The sequence below is a fragment of the Psychrobacter sp. UBA5136 genome, assembly GCF_002414005.1.
Taxonomy (GTDB): Bacteria; Pseudomonadota; Gammaproteobacteria; order Pseudomonadales; family Moraxellaceae; genus Psychrobacter.
This window is the reverse complement of record NZ_DHYG01000002.1, coordinates 1-17,330: the sequence shown is the minus strand read 5'-3', so window position 1 is coordinate 17,330 and position 17,330 is coordinate 1. Positions and strand designations below refer to the sequence as shown.

The 17,330-nt window shown below is 42.9% G+C and carries 17 protein-coding genes; 10 read left to right on the top strand and 7 right to left on the bottom strand.

The features are described 5' to 3' along the window. Nucleotides 1-10: 10 nt before the first annotated feature. The 3 genes from B4240_RS00330 to B4240_RS00320 all read left to right on the top strand — a co-directional run bounded on the left by B4240_RS00330 (nucleotide 11) and on the right by B4240_RS00320 (nucleotide 3,041). Nucleotides 11-1,177 carry a nucleotide sugar dehydrogenase gene (locus B4240_RS00330; protein ID WP_102077169.1) on the top strand — a complete coding sequence of 389 codons (1,167 nt, stop codon included), beginning with the start codon at nucleotides 11-13 and terminating at the stop codon, nucleotides 1,175-1,177. Then, nucleotides 1,177-2,190, top strand: coding sequence for an NAD-dependent epimerase (locus B4240_RS00325; protein ID WP_102077170.1), 1,014 nt, complete (start codon nucleotides 1,177-1,179; stop codon nucleotides 2,188-2,190). The genes B4240_RS00330 and B4240_RS00325 overlap by 1 nt, the downstream gene beginning before the upstream one ends. An 83-nt stretch (nucleotides 2,191-2,273) precedes the next feature. Further along, nucleotides 2,274-3,041, top strand: a complete 768-nt coding sequence (locus B4240_RS00320; protein WP_102077171.1) for a hypothetical protein — start codon at nucleotides 2,274-2,276, stop codon at nucleotides 3,039-3,041. Between the two features lie 16 nt (nucleotides 3,042-3,057). On the opposite strand, the gene B4240_RS00315 is transcribed toward B4240_RS00320, so the two are convergent. The 5 genes from B4240_RS00315 to glnE form a co-directional block, all read right to left on the bottom strand. Further along, nucleotides 3,058-4,140 (bottom strand): glycosyltransferase, encoded by a 1,083-nt coding sequence (locus B4240_RS00315; RefSeq protein WP_296236211.1) that lies wholly within the window; start codon nucleotides 4,138-4,140, stop codon nucleotides 3,058-3,060. Between the two features lie 60 nt (nucleotides 4,141-4,200). Next, the gene (locus B4240_RS00310) at nucleotides 4,201-5,067 is read right to left on the bottom strand and encodes a glycosyltransferase (RefSeq protein WP_296236210.1); all 867 of its coding nucleotides are present in this window, start codon (nucleotides 5,065-5,067) and stop codon (nucleotides 4,201-4,203) included. Nucleotides 5,068-5,140: 73 nt separating this feature from the next. Next, the gene (locus B4240_RS00305; RefSeq protein ID WP_102077175.1) at nucleotides 5,141-5,977 is read right to left on the bottom strand and encodes a glycosyl transferase; all 837 of its coding nucleotides are present in this window, start codon (nucleotides 5,975-5,977) and stop codon (nucleotides 5,141-5,143) included. 106 nt (nucleotides 5,978-6,083) lie between these two features. After that, nucleotides 6,084-7,013 (bottom strand): branched-chain amino acid transaminase, encoded by a 930-nt coding sequence (locus B4240_RS00300; protein WP_296236209.1) that lies wholly within the window; start codon nucleotides 7,011-7,013, stop codon nucleotides 6,084-6,086. A gap of 287 nt (nucleotides 7,014-7,300) precedes the next feature. Further along, a complete protein-coding gene (gene glnE, locus B4240_RS00295; protein ID WP_296236207.1) occupies nucleotides 7,301-10,150 on the bottom strand; it encodes a bifunctional [glutamate--ammonia ligase]-adenylyl-L-tyrosine phosphorylase/[glutamate--ammonia-ligase] adenylyltransferase in 2,850 nt (949 codons plus the stop codon). Between the two features lie 311 nt (nucleotides 10,151-10,461). Between glnE and tusD the strand changes: the two genes are divergently transcribed. The 4 genes from tusD to B4240_RS00275 all read left to right on the top strand — a co-directional run bounded on the left by tusD (nucleotide 10,462) and on the right by B4240_RS00275 (nucleotide 12,188). Beyond that, nucleotides 10,462-10,899: a sulfurtransferase complex subunit TusD gene (gene tusD / locus B4240_RS00290; protein WP_296236206.1), complete on the top strand. Its 438-nt coding sequence runs from the start codon at nucleotides 10,462-10,464 to the stop codon at nucleotides 10,897-10,899. A 96-nt stretch (nucleotides 10,900-10,995) separates the two neighbouring features. Next, nucleotides 10,996-11,319, top strand: coding sequence for a hypothetical protein (locus tag B4240_RS00285; protein WP_296236205.1), 324 nt, complete (start codon nucleotides 10,996-10,998; stop codon nucleotides 11,317-11,319). A 144-nt stretch (nucleotides 11,320-11,463) separates the two neighbouring features. Beyond that, nucleotides 11,464-11,817: a hypothetical protein gene (locus tag B4240_RS00280; RefSeq protein WP_296236204.1), complete on the top strand. Its 354-nt coding sequence runs from the start codon at nucleotides 11,464-11,466 to the stop codon at nucleotides 11,815-11,817. Then, on the top strand, nucleotides 11,814-12,188 hold the full coding sequence (locus B4240_RS00275) for a TusE/DsrC/DsvC family sulfur relay protein (protein WP_296236203.1): 375 nt from the start codon (nucleotides 11,814-11,816) through the stop codon (nucleotides 12,186-12,188). Before B4240_RS00280 ends, B4240_RS00275 begins: the two co-directional genes overlap by 4 nt. Nucleotides 12,189-12,247: 59 nt before the next feature. Here the strand turns inward: B4240_RS00275 and B4240_RS00270 are convergent, their stop codons facing one another. Then, nucleotides 12,248-12,820, bottom strand: a complete 573-nt coding sequence (locus B4240_RS00270) for a tRNA (cytidine(34)-2'-O)-methyltransferase (RefSeq protein WP_296236202.1) — start codon at nucleotides 12,818-12,820, stop codon at nucleotides 12,248-12,250. A gap of 254 nt (nucleotides 12,821-13,074) precedes the next feature. Between B4240_RS00270 and B4240_RS00265 the strand changes: the two genes are divergently transcribed. Continuing rightward, a complete protein-coding gene (locus B4240_RS00265; protein ID WP_296236201.1) occupies nucleotides 13,075-13,215 on the top strand; it encodes an entericidin A/B family lipoprotein in 141 nt (46 codons plus the stop codon). A gap of 69 nt (nucleotides 13,216-13,284) precedes the next feature. Here B4240_RS00265 and hemW read toward each other — a convergent pair whose 3' ends face one another. After that, nucleotides 13,285-14,616, bottom strand: coding sequence for a radical SAM family heme chaperone HemW (hemW, locus tag B4240_RS00260; protein WP_296236200.1), 1,332 nt, complete (start codon nucleotides 14,614-14,616; stop codon nucleotides 13,285-13,287). 377 nt (nucleotides 14,617-14,993) lie between these two features. On the opposite strand from hemW, the gene B4240_RS00255 reads away from it, so the two are divergent. Together B4240_RS00255 and B4240_RS00250 are read left to right on the top strand one after the other, a co-directional pair. Beyond that, entirely contained in the window at nucleotides 14,994-15,488 is a 495-nt protein-coding gene (locus B4240_RS00255; RefSeq protein ID WP_296236198.1) for an EVE domain-containing protein, read from the top strand. 370 nt (nucleotides 15,489-15,858) lie between these two features. Continuing rightward, nucleotides 15,859-17,226, top strand: a complete 1,368-nt coding sequence (locus B4240_RS00250) for an MATE family efflux transporter (RefSeq protein WP_296236197.1) — start codon at nucleotides 15,859-15,861, stop codon at nucleotides 17,224-17,226. The last annotated feature ends 104 nt before the right edge of the window (nucleotides 17,227-17,330 follow it).

The window sequence follows — 17,330 nt, the reverse complement described above, 5'->3', positions numbered from 1 at the left end:
TGGATACTTTATGAAAATAGCAGTAGTAGGTACAGGCTACGTAGGCTTATCGAATGCAATGCTGTTAGCGCAGCATCATGACGTTATCGCTGTCGACATTGTCGCTGAAAAGGTAGAATTGCTAAATAATAAGCAATCCCCTATCGAAGACAAAGATATCGAACACTTCTTGGCAAATAAAAAACTAAATTTCAGTGCAACTCTTGATGCAAAGCAAGCCTATGAAGATGCTGATTTTATTATTATAGCAACGCCTACTGATTATGACCCCAAAACCAACTATTTTAATACCTCAAGCGTCGAAACTGTAATTGAGCAGATACTCACCGTTAATCAAAACGCCCTCATCATTATCAAATCGACCGTACCCGTCGGCTTTACGCTCAGTATTAGAGCGCGCTATGGCACTGAGCGTATTATATTTTCTCCTGAATTTCTAAGAGAAGGCCAAGCTTTGCATGACAACCTTTTCCCTTCTAGAATCATAGTCGGAGAGCAGTCCAAACGTGCCCAGCAGTTTGCAGACCTACTCATCGAAGGCGCGCAAAAAAAGGATGTTCCATTACTATTTACTAAGCCCACTGAAGCTGAGGCAATCAAACTATTTTCTAACACTTATCTAGCTATGCGCGTGGCCTACTTTAATGAGCTTGACACTTATGCACAGACTTTTGGCTTATCTACTAGGCAAATCATCGAAGGGGTGGGCTTAGATCCACGTATCGGCGATCACTATAACAACCCCTCATTTGGCTACGGCGGCTATTGTCTACCAAAAGACACCAAGCAATTATTGGCTAATTATGATGAGGTGCCAAGTAATTTAATAAGAGCGATTGTAGACTCTAATCGCACCCGTAAAGACTTTATTGCAGATAAGATCATTCAAAGAAACCCTAAAATCGTTGGCGTTTATCGATTGGTTATGAAAAGTGGGTCTGATAATTTTCGTGCCTCGGCTATTCAAGGCATTATGAAACGTATTAAAGCCAAAGGTATAGAAGTCGTTGTTTATGAGCCAGTACTAGAAGAAAAAGAATTTTTTAATTCGCGCGTCATTAAAGATTTGAGTGAGTTTAAAGCGATGAGCGATGTAATCGTTGCTAATCGTTTATCAACTGATATACAGGACGTAGCGGATAAAGTGTTTACTCGAGATCTATTTGGGAGTGACTGATGAAAATACTGGTCACTGGTGCGGCAGGTTTTATTGGTTTTCATTTAATCAAGACGATACTAGAAACAGATCTATCTGCTAGGGATTACTGTATCGTTGGTATTGATAATATCAATGATTATTATGATGTAGATCTAAAAGAAGCGCGGTTGAAAATATTAAGTGAGATATCAGATTCAGAAGTTTTTACGTTTATTAAGTTAGATCTGGCTGATCGTGAAGCCATGTCTGAGCTTTTTGCAACCTATCAATTTGATACGGTTGTTAATTTAGGTGCCCAAGCAGGTGTGCGCTATTCTATCGAAAACCCTAATGCGTATATCGACTCAAATGTGGTTGGCTTTGTTAACATACTTGAAGGCTGCCGTCATCATGATATCAAGCATCTGATCTATGCCAGCTCCAGTTCTGTCTACGGTATGAATATTAAGCAGCCATTCACAACGTCTGACTGCGTTGATTTTCCTATCAGCCTATATGCCGCCACCAAAAAATCTAACGAGCTTATGGCACATAGCTATAGCCATTTATATAATATCCCTACGACAGGGTTAAGGTTCTTCACTGTTTATGGTCCTTACGGTCGACCTGATATGGCATATTTTTCGTTCACAAAGAAAATTCTAGCTGGTGAGCCAATTAATGTATTTAATAATGGTGATATGCAGCGTGACTTTACCTACATTGATGATATCGTCAATGGCATTATTCGTATAATTAATAAAGCGCCTTCGCCCCAGCATTCTACTATTACGACTGCAGCTGCTCCCTACAAGATTTACAACATTGGTAATAATCAGCCTGTCACTTTGCGCCGTTTTATTACTGCCATTGAAGACGCTTGTGGCAAAAAAGCGCAAGAAAATTTACTGCCCATGCAAGCAGGCGACGTACCGATTACTTACGCCGATATAGATGAATTGATAGAGGATACTGGCTTTAAACCGGAGACTAGTATAGAAGATGGTATTAAGCAATTTGTCGATTGGTATAGACAATATTATTCAGTTTAAACAAATAACAACGCTCTTTAAGGCTTATATCATAGAGATTAAGGCGCTAATATCTTTATATATTTTTAAAGGATTTTGATAACATGGCTACACCTTCAAGTTGGCAGAGAAAATTGATATTGATCTTTCGAAGCGAAAAAAGACTGAATGCGGGTAAGATTATCAAAACCTATAATGATAGAAGCTTTGATGAGATGAAAGCAACAACCATTACTGAATCAATGTGTGATATGGAAGCATTAACTAATGAGCGTAAAAGCACAGATTTAGAAAACCATTTGAATAACTTGAAATACAAATCGCTTGGTGAGTCTGAGCTCTGCTTTTATCACAACACGCTTATTATACTAATGCGCCGTAAGTACAAAATAGATAAAACATTCGCTGAATTTGAAAGACTATGGGAAGCAGAGAGCGACTATTTATTGACACATCTGTCGTTGCGCTGGATTGTCTCTGCTTGCGATACGTTTATTGATCATTCAAACAATACTCATAGAGCAGCTATCTTGATGAATGTCGTAACTCTAATGAATACTTTACGTACTTATGAAACCAAAAACTTTCTGCAGTTATCCACTAATGCTGAATCTATGCCATTGCTAACTGAAAAAACCGATATGCTTTATGCTGGTGACTTGCCTCTGTACGATGGTCTTACTTATTTTCGTATCGGCACCGATGATAGCTTGAGAAATATGCGAAAACGCTATAGTAAATTTCAGAAAGTTGATAAATTGGCCACGACCATGTTACTGGCAGTGTTTGAAAAACTGCAGAATAATGACAGTGCTTTTGCTACTCTACGGCAGTTGCACAGAGATGATTGGTCTAAATGGTGGTTGGATTGAATGTATACATCGCTATTTATTTTAGACTTTCTGCGAATGTATGATACTTCTCCGCTATCTTGACAGGAAGCATATCTTCGTCGAAGAGCGAGTGGAACTGTTGCGGATTCTTCATTGCCTGGTTCATTTTTTCAGCAATGGCATCTACATCTCTCATTGGCATTAAATTATTGCTTGGAAGCAGCTCGCTTGGACCCGATGGACAATCGGTACTAATAACAGGCGTACCTATAGCCAATGCTTCAGGTATAACTAAGGGACACCCTTCCCAGTCAGAAGTCAATACTTTGAACTGAGCATGTTTGATATAAGGAAAAGGGTTCTCGCGAAATCCTAAAAATATTATTTTATCTTCAAGTTTAAGCTCTGTAACTAATTTTTCCATTTCACTTTTGTGCTTGCCTTGGCCTAAGAGTAATAATGGCATAGACTTATCGGTTCGCGCATAGGCTTGAATCAATAGATCATGACGTTTTGCATCTTTAAAACTACCTACATGAACAATATAGTTTTGATATTCAGGAATAAAAGCATTTGCCTGTCTTTGGATATCATCTCTATCAATGGGGTTATGAATGGCTGCCGTAGGTGTGATATTACCGAAGGTCTGAACAAAATCTTTTTTCACACCATTACTTACACCTATACAAGGATGTTTAGAATAGATTCTCAATAACTCTTCTTTTTTCTTGTTGATCTCTTCTTCTTGCTTGAGTTTGTATAATAGCGATACAGTATTGTGTATAACGTACACAATATTTTCTAATTTGCTGTAACTGAAAATACTGTCTGAACGATCAAGATTGGATAAGATTAAATCTGGTTGACCAATTTTTTTCGTAATATACTTATCTACTCTACGTGCGAACATTTCGTCTCGACGTTCTTTGCCTGGAACAAGTTTATAAGGCTTGAATTTAATTACATGATAGTTAAGATTTGCATCAAGCTCATATTGAACTAATGGTTTAAATCTTAAAATATGCACTTCATAACCCAACTCATAGAAGCCTTTCCCTAGAGTAAGTACGACTCGCTCCGCACCACCACCTTGTAGACAGTTGATCGATAATACCACTATTTTGGTGGATGTCTTCATAACTTATAACCTATAGATAAATCAAATTCTTATACTATTATTTGATAGTAAAATAATGAACTAACGCTTAAATATTTTTGAAAACAACGACTTTTTAGTCTTTGGACGAGTAACATTATTACCAGTATACCGTTGCTGAGATTTTTTTGGAAAATTTCCAAAAGGTTCTACTCGATAATTTTCTAGTTGATAGTCATTAGCCAAAGCTTCATTATAATAACTATCAAACAATTCAACTAGATCTTGTCTAGGATGCAATAAAACCTCTCCATCAAACCAATGCTTTGAACCTTCTGCTTCTAGCCTTTTCAATGAATACTTGTGACTAAACTGCGTGCCCATATCAGAGTAATGTAAAACTTTAATGTCTTCTACTGGTAAACTCTCTCCATCAATACAATTATAGCTGTCATTGAAGGGTTGTAAAAGTTGTGGGTTCTTTTTTATCATCTCCATTATTTTTTTATGACCATCAGCGTCCTCCATAATTTCCTCAACTGTAGGAAGAGTGTTTTTAGCACGGCTGCAGTCCCATACGCAAGTACACATACGAGTCTTTTTAGAAACTTTCTTAGCCGCTACTATGGATTTTCCGTCAATTGGATGGCTCCATAATTTTAACAAGTCATCTAAAATAACAACATCTGTATCCATATAAATAGCACGTCCAGAGTATTGACAGTACTCTGGAATTGCCCAGCGAAAGCCTGAGAACGGTGTATCCCACTTAGTAGTATTCCATCCTTCACAAGCCTCAGGATTAGAATACCAATAACTATTAGGATCACGCGATAATTGCATCCATACTATCTCAACGGGTACACTGGTATGTTTATGGATACTATAATCTAATACCATCATCTGTTCTAGATCACAGTTATTTGGGTCACAACCAACAAAGACTTTAATAGTATCTTCTGTATTCATAATTTTATCCGTTCACTGACTAATATTTATCTCTGCTAATGCAATGCGATAATACTCAACTATATAATGGAACCTATTCTTTCCAGTACTTTTCGATCCACCCTACTGGCAAGATGAAATGACGCAAGTGACGTAGCGGTCTTTTTAGATTTTTGGGCTCAGTTAATCTTTTTAAGTGATCTTTGGCATTGTTAGCAGCATTTTTATTATATCTACCTTCGATCGCATGTGTCGGATATAAGTCGCCAGGGAAAATAACGATGCGAGCACCTTTAGGAATCTTTGGCTCTTTGATGTAGTTAAGTGGGAACGGTTGACGACATTTGCGTCTAAAGTGCGCAACCCATGCCTTTGGAAACAGCTTGACACCGCCTGGCGCATTACGAGTGACGAAGCGCTGCTCAAAACGATATTCATCAGCGATGCCTTGCGGGTCGGCTTTGAATTTTTCTTGTAGTGAGACAAGCGACCCTACCTGAAAGCGGAAGCAAGAAGTCTGGCCGAGGCGCTCTAGCGGGTTACTTGGGTTATAAGACAAAATAACATCGTCCGGCTCGCCGTATTCAAAGAAAGGATCAAGGCTATCTACTATAATCACATCCAAATCTACAAATAATACTGTCCCTGTCAAATCACCTAATGTCTCACCCCACAAACGTGATTTTGGCCACTTGCCAAGTGTGTTGGTTGGCATGGTGACATCTAATGGTGGCAATTCTTGACATTCGATTTCTGGACGTACATCGGTGGTATCATCGGTAAAACAGACGAAACGAAACGGTGGCGTGATGTTACGCGATACCATGCCATATAGTTTATTGGCATAATCAGCCCCGTACTTTGTACCCCATTTAATACAAATAATTTGTTTGATATTTTTATTATCTGCTGTACTAGAATATATTGGCATGGACTGCTCACTTTAATCTTAAGAATAAATATGATGGCTATATTAGCATAAAAAAAAGGCTGAACAATTATGTTCAGCCTTTTTGGTCTTTAAACTAACGACTTTATTAGTCAATAAAGCTTAACCAATCCATATACTGCTCATTGCGACCATGTACCACATCGAAGTACAAGCTTTGCAGCTTTTCTGTCAATGGGCCACGGCCACCATTACCGATGGTACGATCATCATATTCACGGATAGGTGTCACTTCAGCAGCGGTGCCAGTCATAAAGATTTCATCTGCTAGATAGAACTCATCACGAGTGATGCGGCGCTCAACGACTTTGATACCCAAATCTTCAGCAAATTGAATGATAGTACGGCGCGTGATGCCATCTAATGCGCCGCCTGCTAGGTCTGGCGTATGCAGCTCGCCATTTTTAACCAAGAATAAATTCTCGCCTGACCCTTGGCAAACATAGCCTTGTGAGTCCATTAAAATGGCTTCATCATAGCCATTACGCGTGACTTCTTGATTGGCCATGATAGACACAGGGTAGTTACTTGAAGCTTTTGCTTTACACATGGTCACATTGGTCATGTGATGGGTAAATGATGAGGTTTTGACACGGATGCCGTTTTTGATACCGTCTTCACCGAGATATGCGCCCCAGTGCCAAGCAGCAACCATTGCATTGATGCTATTGTCATGTGATGACAGACCGAGTTTTTCGGCGCCAACCCAAATAAGCGGACGAATATAAGCTTCTGCCAAGTTGTTTTGTTTGACCACGTCTTTTTGAGCTTGCTCAAGAGTTGCGGCATCAAAAGGCACTTTCATTTGAAAGATTTTAGCAGAACCCAGTAGGCGCTCGGTATGTTCTTTTAGACGAAAAATTGCGGTGCGATTGTCAGCCGTTTGGTAAGCACGTACGCCTTCAAACACCGCCATGCCATAATGCAGGCTATGTGTAAGCACATGAACCTTGGCATCTGGCTGCTCAATCATCGTGCCGTTCATCCAAAGCTTACCTTCTTGTGTTGCCATATTCATTTAATAGTCCTTATGCTAGCGCTGACGTCTAACTTTTGTTGTTGAGTGTTAAGTAAACAAATTGATTAAAATTGCCTGCTGGCGCTGAGTGCCTATTTTTAGGGGCAAATTTTTCTATGGTTAAATTTAAGGTGCCAGTGATTATATCACCGGCACGTCAAGCAAATACAATATTTTAGTTTATCACCACATGGCTTTTATTCATACACCGTTGAATAAAATCCCTGTTAAAGCCCTGCGCTTATTGCGTTAATTTTATACTGCCGCCGCATTATTTTACAGCAGCGTTATTCTGCTGATTCCACCCCCATCAGATGTTGCCACTGCGCTTGTACCAGTGCGCGCGTCTCTGTCCAAAGTGACTCATCTACCAGTAACGATTGCTCGGATAAAGCCAATTGGTGTGTCGCGGCGCGGATGCGTAAATAAGCATCGGTCAAATCTTGGCAGACCTCTACCTCCCAGATACCAAGCGCGGCGACTTCTTCAAAAATACGGACGTTATCACTCCATTTGGTCAAACTGGGATGCTCATGCGAATAAGCCAATACCGCAAATTGCGCCAAAAATTCAATATCGACAATGCCGCCAGCATCTTGCTTGAGATGGAATTTGCCCGCTTGCTGCTGGTGCTGACTGGTGCCCAAATGCTTTTGCATTTTAATACGCATACTGGTGACTTCGATACGAACTTGCTCAATCGTGCGCGGTAGAGACAAAACGGTGCGACGAATGTCACAAAAACGCGCAGTGACGCGCTTATCACCGCAGATGGCCCGCGCCCGCACCAGTGCTTGATGCTCCCAAGACCACGCTTTCTCAAGCTGATAAGTTTCAAAGGCATGACAAGAAACCACCATCATGCCTGCATTACCCGAGGGACGCAGGCGCATATCGACCTCATAAGCGCGGCCGTCACGGGTTTGGGTATTAAGATAAGTCATCAGCTTTTGCGCCAAACGGGCGGCAAACTTCATACCGCTGACGGATTTTTCACCCGTGGTCATACCCTGCTCTTTTATTTTATGCAAAAACACCAAGTCTAAATCGGATGAATATGACAGCTCAAGCCCGCCAAGCTTGCCATAGCCGATAATGGCAAATCCGCAATCCGCTTCCGTGACCGGATCACCATCTTGACCAATTGGGTAACCATAGCGTTTGACGATTTCGGCAAAAGCACGCTCAAGCGCGGCCTCTAGCACCACAGCGGCAATATAAGTCAGTGAGTCCGACACTTTCATGATTGGGCGCTCTGCCAATACATCACTGGCAGCGACCGCCAATACTTGGTTTTTTTTAAATAACCGCAGTACGCTTAAGAGCTCCTCTTCATCGCCCGGCTCTACGCGCAATAACTGTTGACGCAAAATGTCACGCAGCTCAAGCTTGTCTGGCAGATGCCGATAGCGCTGCTGTAAAAACGTGTCTAAAAGCACCGGATAATGTGCCAATTCTTTTGCAATCCAAGGGCTCGCCGATAACATCGGAATCAGCTCGACGGTTGCATTGGGGTTTTCTGCAATCATCACCAGATAAATAGAACGGCGGCAAATAGCTTCTAGTAAATTTATTAAACGCGGCAAAGCAGTATTCGCAAGCTGCTGCTGTTCTTCATGGGCAAGTAGCGCGTGCACGATTACAGGATAGGCATCATCTAAACGCTCACGCGCCTCATCGCTTAAATTGGCGACCATTTTCGACTGCCAAAAACCTTGTAATAGCTCGCGATTTTCTTTACTCAACACCTCATTTAAGCGCGCAATCTGCTCGTTTAAACGTTCTGGCTCAAGCTCGTCATCGTCTTGATCGGGTATTTGCCGCTCGGTGACCATCCGCTCAAACGGTACATTGACATGATGACGATGATCATTTAGCGTCGTTAATAACCCTGCCCAGTCAGCAAAACCAAGGGTGAGTGCCAAGTTATGCTGCCACTTCGCATCGTGCGGTAAGCGCTGCGTTTGCTGATCATTAATCGCTTGAATAGCGTGCTCAAGGCGCCGTAAAAAACGATACGCCGCTTGCAGCTCTTGATAAGTTTTGTGTTCTAAATACCCAAGCTGACACAGCGCCTGCATCGCGCCCAAGCAAGACTTCACTTGCAACTGCGGATGCCGGCCGCCATAAATCAGTTGAAATGCTTGCACGATAAACTCGATATCCCTGATACCGCCCGCGCCAAGCTTGATATTGTCCAAGTCTTCACGCTGAGCGACTTGATTTTGAATCAGAGACTTCATTTCTCTGAGGGCCGAAAAAGCACTATAGTCAACGTAATAGCGAAACACAAAAGGCTTAATCAGCGCTTGTATGTCATCGTAAAACGGCTGCTCGATGTGCCCAACCACGCGTGCTTTGAGCCACGCAAAACGCTCCCATGCCCGCCCATGCTGGGCAAAGTACTTCTGCAATGCGGATAAATGAATCGCCAAATCGCTGCCATCACCCCACGGACGCAGGCGCATATCGACCCGAAAGACAAAGCCATCAGCGGTATTGTTATCCAGCAATTTAATCATGCCTTGCCCAAGCCGCGTCATAAAACGCTTATTATCAATACTACGCGTGCCTTTTGCTTTATCACCGTCCGTTTCACCGCGCGCCCGATGGACAAAAATAAGGTCGATATCACTCGATAAATTGAGCTCATGGGCGCCAAGTTTACCCATCGCCATAATCGCCATATCGTCAACTTGCACGTTGCCTTTAGCATTGATAAAGGTCGGCTGCCCATATTGTGCTATCAACTGCTGGTACGTGTAGTCTTTGGCAAATAAAATACAGCCATCGGCAAATTCTGACAGCTCGTCGGTCAGTTGCTCAAGCTCAATCATTGCCAAGGCATCTTGCCAAATCCAGCGCATCATCAGCAGCATACGCAAATGGCGCAAACCGCTCATGACTTTGCCTTCATCAGCAAGCTGGTAATTATCATCCAAGGTATAATCTTGAATAAGATCATCAATTTGCTGGCGCGTTAAGGTGCTCTCTAGCGGATAGCTGCGCAAAAATGTCTGACAAGCGCCGGTACGACTTTGCCACACCTGATAAGCAAATTCGCTCGCGGTTTGTAGCACCTGTAGTTGCTCTGATGTGGGCTGAAAGCCTGTACCATTTGGTACGGAAGATAGCATAACGACGACAACTCCTTGCAGCATAAAGCTATAAAAAGCCCATGAATGGAAAAAATTGCTTTTATGGTGTTCTTATAATAGTAAACAAGGCGACTGCACACCTTTTAATTGGCGCGTTTTATAGTAGCATAAATCGTGCATCATGCTAATGACGGCAGTATAACCATGCAAAATCAATGCAAAACTCAGCAACGCACGAAAAAAGTCTGAATAATGCTACAATAGTAAACGCTTAACAAGTCTCAAACCTTAAAAACTCAAGCTACTGCGTTTTTTCTTCATATTCATAAATCATAGGTAATGCCGCGATTATGACGCCCTCGACTCCGCTATTATTGATTACCGCTGACCCCAGCCATCCGCTAGCCCGTATCGCGCTACGCTATGCTCGTACTTATCTACAAACTGCTGAAATAGATGATAAGGCGGAAAATAGCGACCAATTTCAAAATGCACACGCGCCATTAAATGTTTTTTTCTATGCCGATGCTGCAAATACCGCCAATCGTTTACGTTGGCAGTCAGCCGACCAGATGCATATCACTAAAGCATGGCAAAAGCTTGCGGCGCAATATCAATTAACGCTGCCTGTCTGCGTCAGTACGGCGCTTAGCCGCGGGATTTCAGATGGTGAAAACAGTAGCCGTCATCAGTTAGATAGCGAAAATTTGGCCTCAGGCTTTAAACTCGTCGGACTGAGCGAGCTTGCGATGATGATGCAAGGCGACTGCCGCTTGCTACAGTTTTAATCAGGACTTTTTTAATCAAGATTTTAAAACATAACGCGCTTTAAAAATAACCAGTTTAATAATAGCGGTTGGCGATAATAAGATTAGGAATACATCATGAAATTACTCATTCGCTTGCACACGCCTACTGAGATGGCAAGCTATGAAGGCTGCGCGCTCGCTTTAACGTTAGCGACTTTTGGCCATGAGGTGCAGCTATATTTGGATGCGCCGGTCTTTGGTTTCTTGATGCAGCCGGATTCACGCCTGCATGGCATGATTCAAGCGCTTGAGCTCTATGACATGCCAGCCGCTTGGTTACCTGACGATGTGTTTAGCGGCTGGATGACGGGCATGCTACCGACTGACTTGGCCTCACAATTGACCTTGAGCCCAGAGTCTATAAATTCACAAAATTTTGATCAAATTTTGGTCTTTTAGCACTATTTTTTAGAAATATTAACGCTTAAAAAACCAGACTTAAATGTTTAAGAACCGCAAATTTTAAACAACGGCATGATTTTCATTATTCATAAGTCATTCGCTTAAAATTAAGACAAACATGGCAAGCAATGGGACCCAAATATGGCAACTTTATACCAATTACATAGCACAATGGATACACTTAGGCACTGCACCGAACAGATGGCATCGACGTGGCGGGCGGGTGACAGCATTGTATTCTTAGGCACAACCGTGGCTTTTATTGACTGGTTTAATGCCTATTTGGAAGACATCGAAAGGATAGAAAAAAAGGAAATCGCGGCTATTTACGCACTTACTGAGGATGTGGCGCAGCTTGATGATAACACCGCTGCTAAGCTAAATTTACCCGCCAAATTCACGGCCATTTTAAGCGATGATGAATGGGTAGCCTTAACTCAAAATACTCATGCCAGTGGTGCTAAGTTTGATAAAGTGGTAACGATTGCTCTATGACACATTCTACTAACTCTCATTCTAGCAACCCTCATTCTAATAACCCTGCTGAGACGATTACAGTGGCCTTAGACCAAGATGGACATTTATGCGACCATACGCTTTGGACGCCTGCGCTTGCCCAGCAGCTTGCCAATACGCTAGATGTGACTTTACATGCTGAACATTTAGAAGTACTGCAGCAGGTGCGTGCTTTTTTTGTAAAATTCAATCACGCGCCAGCCACCCGCCCGCTGATTAAATGGCTACAACAAACCTTACCTGAGCACGACATCAGCAATCAAAAGCTTCAGCAACTATTTAATACAGGCTTGGTTGCCCGCCATGTCAATCGTCTTGCTGGTTTACCAAAACCGCCTAATTGTTTATAAAAGACGTTTATAAGAAACTTTTATAAAAAACTGTTGGTAGAAAAATTGGGCAAAAACCTCTACTTTGGATCATAAACCGTCAAGGTATCATAGCCGATACTGCGACCTTCATCGCCGTCAAATCCTTGCTGACGCCATACTTCATACAAGCATATTGCCACGCTATTAGATAAGTTTAAACTGCGCGAATCGGCGAGCATTGGTAGTCGTAGCCAGTTATCAGCGCCGATATCGGCACGAATATCGTCTGGCAGCCCTGCCGTTTCAGACCCAAAAACCAGCGCCACAGAGCTTGATGATATGCTAGTAGACGGCTGACGCTCTAAGTGATTGGTCTTTTTCCCGCTAAAATCATATTCATAAAACGGTTTACTGAGCTTGGTCGTCAGCGCAGTAATTATCTGACAACCAGCAGCTTGCAATGCCTGCTTAGCTGCTGCCCAATCATCATGTACTTGTAAGTGGGCATATTCATAATAATCAAGACCTGCGCGGCGTAGCTTCTTATCGTCGAGCTCAAATCCCAAAGGTCTGATCAGATGTAGCTGCGCACCGCTATTGGCACATAAGCGAATGATATTGCCCGTATTGCTCGGCATCTTTGGCGCTACCAACACGATATGAATGGTCATACTAACTCCGTAAGTGATTTAAGCGTTTGGCTAAAGTGATCCAGCAGGCGTAATCAAAAGTTACAGTTTACTGCTAATAATTACATTTTGATACTGGGCACTGATTTTAACTTTGTCTATCATGAACCCAATGGATAACGAGATAATTTAAACACATTGTCTTTGTATCCTGTAACCCCTCAGTGAAACTTAAGCAAAACGCTTAGTCTCACTGTTATGACTTATAACAATCTATCTTTTTTGAGGAAAAAATTATGAAAAAATTAGTTATCGCATCTTTAACTGCTATGTTCGTACTAACTGGTTGCAACACTTTTAAAGGTCTAGGCCAAGACGTATCAAGTGCTGGCGAGGCTGTTACTGGCGGCGCACAAGACGTACAAAACAAAATCTAAGTCTCAGCCTTTTTAGACTTATTTTAAAGAAGCTTATCGTTTGGTGAGCTTCTTTTTTGTTTTCTGCTGTTATAAAAATGCTCTTAATATCTGATTAAGATATCTTCTACCCAGCGCTGTCGGCTGTAGCCACTCATTATCATCTATTAGCAGACCTTGTTTGACCAGCGCATCGACCTCTACCGCAACACTGTCATAGCTTAGCCCCGTGCGAGCCTCAAACAGCGACCACGCCACGCCAGCGTGTAAACGCAGGGCATTGAGCATAAACTCGCTGACCAGCTCATCATCAGCAATTGCTTGCCAGCCCACCATTTTTGGCGCGCCCGCTTTTTCTCCACTATTATTTGCACTATTAATAGGTTCGTTATCAAAAGTAATATAGTCTTTTGGCAGACGTGATTTGCTAAAGCGATAAATTCCGTTCTCTCTGGATGCTTCTTTAAACGCCTCATCAGACACTTTGTCAGCCGTTAATTTTTGAGCCAAAGATTCATTGAGCGTGACTTTACCATGCGCGCCAGCACCAATGGCCAGATAATCGCCAAACTGCCAATAATTTACGTTATGACGGCAAGGTTTATCGGCCGCGCCTGCCCACGCCGACACTTCATAATTGATATACCCTAACCGCTCAAGCAATGCCTGACCCGCTTGTTCGATATCTGCCAAGCTGTCTTCATCGGGTAAAATCGGCTGACTGCGATAAAATACGGTATTTGGCTCAATCGTCAACTGATACCAAGAAATATGCGTCGCTCCTGCATCGTGTGCCATTTGGATATCGGACAATGCTTCACTCATGGTCTGCTGCGGTAAGCCATGCATCAAATCGACATTGACGCGCTCAAATCCAGCGCGACGAGCCGCTTTAATGGCAGAGAGCGCTTGGGCGGGATTGTGAATACGCCCCAGTGTTTTCAACTGCTCAGCAGCAAAGCTTTGTACGCCAATCGACAAACGGTTGATACCTACGTCCAGATACTGCGCAAACGGCGCATGCTCAAGGGTGCCGGGATTGGCCTCCATCGTCACCTCAATGTCTTTTGCGAAATGAAAAATCTCACGCAGACCATTAAATAAACGCTGATACTGGGCAATAGGAAGTAGTGATGGTGTGCCGCCACCGATAAATATTGAGCCGATTTCTCGCCCTTGGGTTAATGGTTGCTGCGACGCTGCATCAAGTAACAGCGCATCGACGTATTCGTCATACATAGACAGCTGACTGTTCATCGGCAATTCATGCGAATTAAAATCACAATAAGGACACTTTTTAACGCACCACGGGATATGAATATAAAGCGCAAGCGGAATATCTTTTACTGCAAGCGCGCTGGCACGGTTACGATTAGGCGAATTAAGCTCGCCAGAAAAAAAGAAAGAATTGATATTTGGCATAAGCGGACTTATCTATAAAGGAGTAGCTGCGGTCATAAGCAGAAAGTAGCGCTAGGATAACGGCTGGGCGAGCTAAAGAAAAGCCCAGTCATCATAAATTGTGCATAAAAACTTTGGCAAATATTGATGTCAAAAAAACAACGTCTAGGCGAGATGTTGCGCAAGCGTTACTTCTGTAGAAGATTCACTTTAAAACAGATACAGCGCGACTGGGATGAATTTTTCGTAGCCTCTGTGATAACAGCAAGCAAGGAAAATTTATAGCAGTCGCGCATCATTACTAACATGTCGATTTTATCTTAAACTGACTGCACATTAATAATAATGAATGACTAGCAGCCATCTATTAGACCCATCACTTTATAAGGATAAAGACCATGGCATATTGGCTTATCAAATCCAATCCTCGCTGTTTTAATATAGAAGATTTACAACGTGCAGGCACGGAGATGTGGGATGGGGTACGTAATTACCGCGCCCGCAACTTTATGCGTGACGATATGAAGGTCGGCGATACAGCACTTTTTTACCATTCAAGCGCCAAGCCTTCTGGCGTCGCTGGTATCGTGACTATCAGCAAAGCTGGCTACCCTGACCCAACCCAGTTTCATCCCGAACATCGCCATTATGATCCTAAAGCAACTGAAGATGAGCCGCGCTGGTACATGGTAGATGTGACTTTTGAGCAAGCGTTTACCGAAATATTGCCACTAGCCCAGCTTAAGTTTTTGCCTGCGCTTGAGGATTCGTTGTTGCTCAGAAAAGGCTGTGAGCAATTAACCATTTTGCCGCTTGAACCCAAGCATTGGCAAACGATTATGGATATGGCTGAAGCGCTTAATTTGTTACCCGAGGCGCCTGATGCAATGTAACCGTTAACGCATGGCTTATAGACCTGTAAGATTTAAAAAAGTTCTAAAAATAAACGCTATAATGACAACGTCCTTAATACCTACTACTAAAGCGTTGACACCATGCCTTAGCTTGTTGAATATTTTTTTATGATGGCCTGTTGATTCTACGTACGAATTGACGGGTTATTTTGTTTTTAGGGCCACCCGTTTTATTTTTTTACTCTGACTGCCTATGGTTACTAACAATGGCTAAAAATGGACTTGCTCATATTATTTATCGGAGTATTATCGTCGCACAAATCCTATTTTACTGTTTCACTATCAATTTGTTGATGGCAGCATTTGCTCATCTACAATCATTACCGCAAAGAATAAAAAGTTGCTTATTATGGTTTTCCCATTATCCTTTAGAGATTTTAAAAGTTACAGCTTACGCTTAGGCGTACTCGCCCTACCCATCTTGATTACCCAGTTTTGCCAAGCAGCGCTTGGTGTCGTCGATGCCATCATGGCCGGACAAGTCTCCGCGCTTGATTTGGCGGCAGTGGCCGTCGGTTCTGGTATTTGGCTACCGCTGTTTTTATTGGCCACGGGTATTTTAATTGCCACGACGCCGCTCATCGGTGAAGCAATCGGCCAAAACAATCATAGCCAAGTGCCGCACATTGCCCAGCAGTCGTTATGGACGGCAGGGGTGATTGGTATTTTAGGCTTTATTCTTGTCAATTTGGCGCCAAATATACTGGGAGTCATGGGGGTGCCTGAAAACATCCAACCCATTGCTACCCAATATCTACGCGGCGTGTCGTTCGGCTTCCCTGCTCTGGCTGTCTATGCGGTGCTACGAAGTTACTGCGAAGCGCTTGGTCGACCAGAGCCGGTGACCATTATTAGTATCATCGGCCTACTTGCCGATATCCCGCTTAACTATATTTTTATCCACGGTTTATTTGGCATGCCTGAGATGGGCGGCGCCGGTTGCGGGGTGGCAACGGCAATGGTGTTATGGATAAACGTCTTATTGCTGGCGGCTTATACCAGCTTTACCAAACGTCAGCAGTTTGCCAGTACGCGCTTCTTTTACGGTTTTGCCAGTCCCAATCGCGCTCAAATAAAAAAATTGTTAAAACTCGGCATTCCGATTGGTATTTCTATCTTTTTTGAAGCCAGTTTGTTTAGTTTAGGGGCATTGGTTATTAGCCCGCTGGGCGAGATTGCAACCGCCTCACATCAAGTGGCATTGTCGGTGACATCGCAGCTGTTTATGATTCCTATCTCGGTGGCGATGGCGCTAACCATTATGATTTCTAACCGCTTTGGTGAAAAAAATCTCATGGCACTGCGTCAAGTGTTAACCACAGGACTTATATGGACGGTTATCATTGCGCTGACGTCTATGCTTGGTGTTTGGTTATTTAGACCTCAATTGGCCGCAGCCTTTACCGACAATCCTATCGTACGCGCGCAAGCCATGCACTTACTCGTCTTTGCCCTAGCCTATCAATTGTTTGACGGCTGGCAGGTCAATGTCGCCGGTATATTACGCGGTATGCAGGATACGACCATACCGATGTGGGTGACGCTATTTTGTTATTGGCTGGTGGCGTTGCCGCTTGGCGTCTACCTAGTGCGCTTCACTAATGTGGGCGCGCAAGGGTTTTGGATGGCACTCATCACGGGGTTATTTTTATCCTCTATCTTACTGAGCCTGCGGCTGCGCTATCAGCAAAAACGCTTGACGATGTTGTGGGCTTAACGCTGTCATTATTTTTGGCCAAACATAGCGTCAAGTGGCGTCTAGTAGCAATTTAATTATTAGAACCCCAGTTCGGGATAAGCGCTCAAAAAAAAGATAAAAAA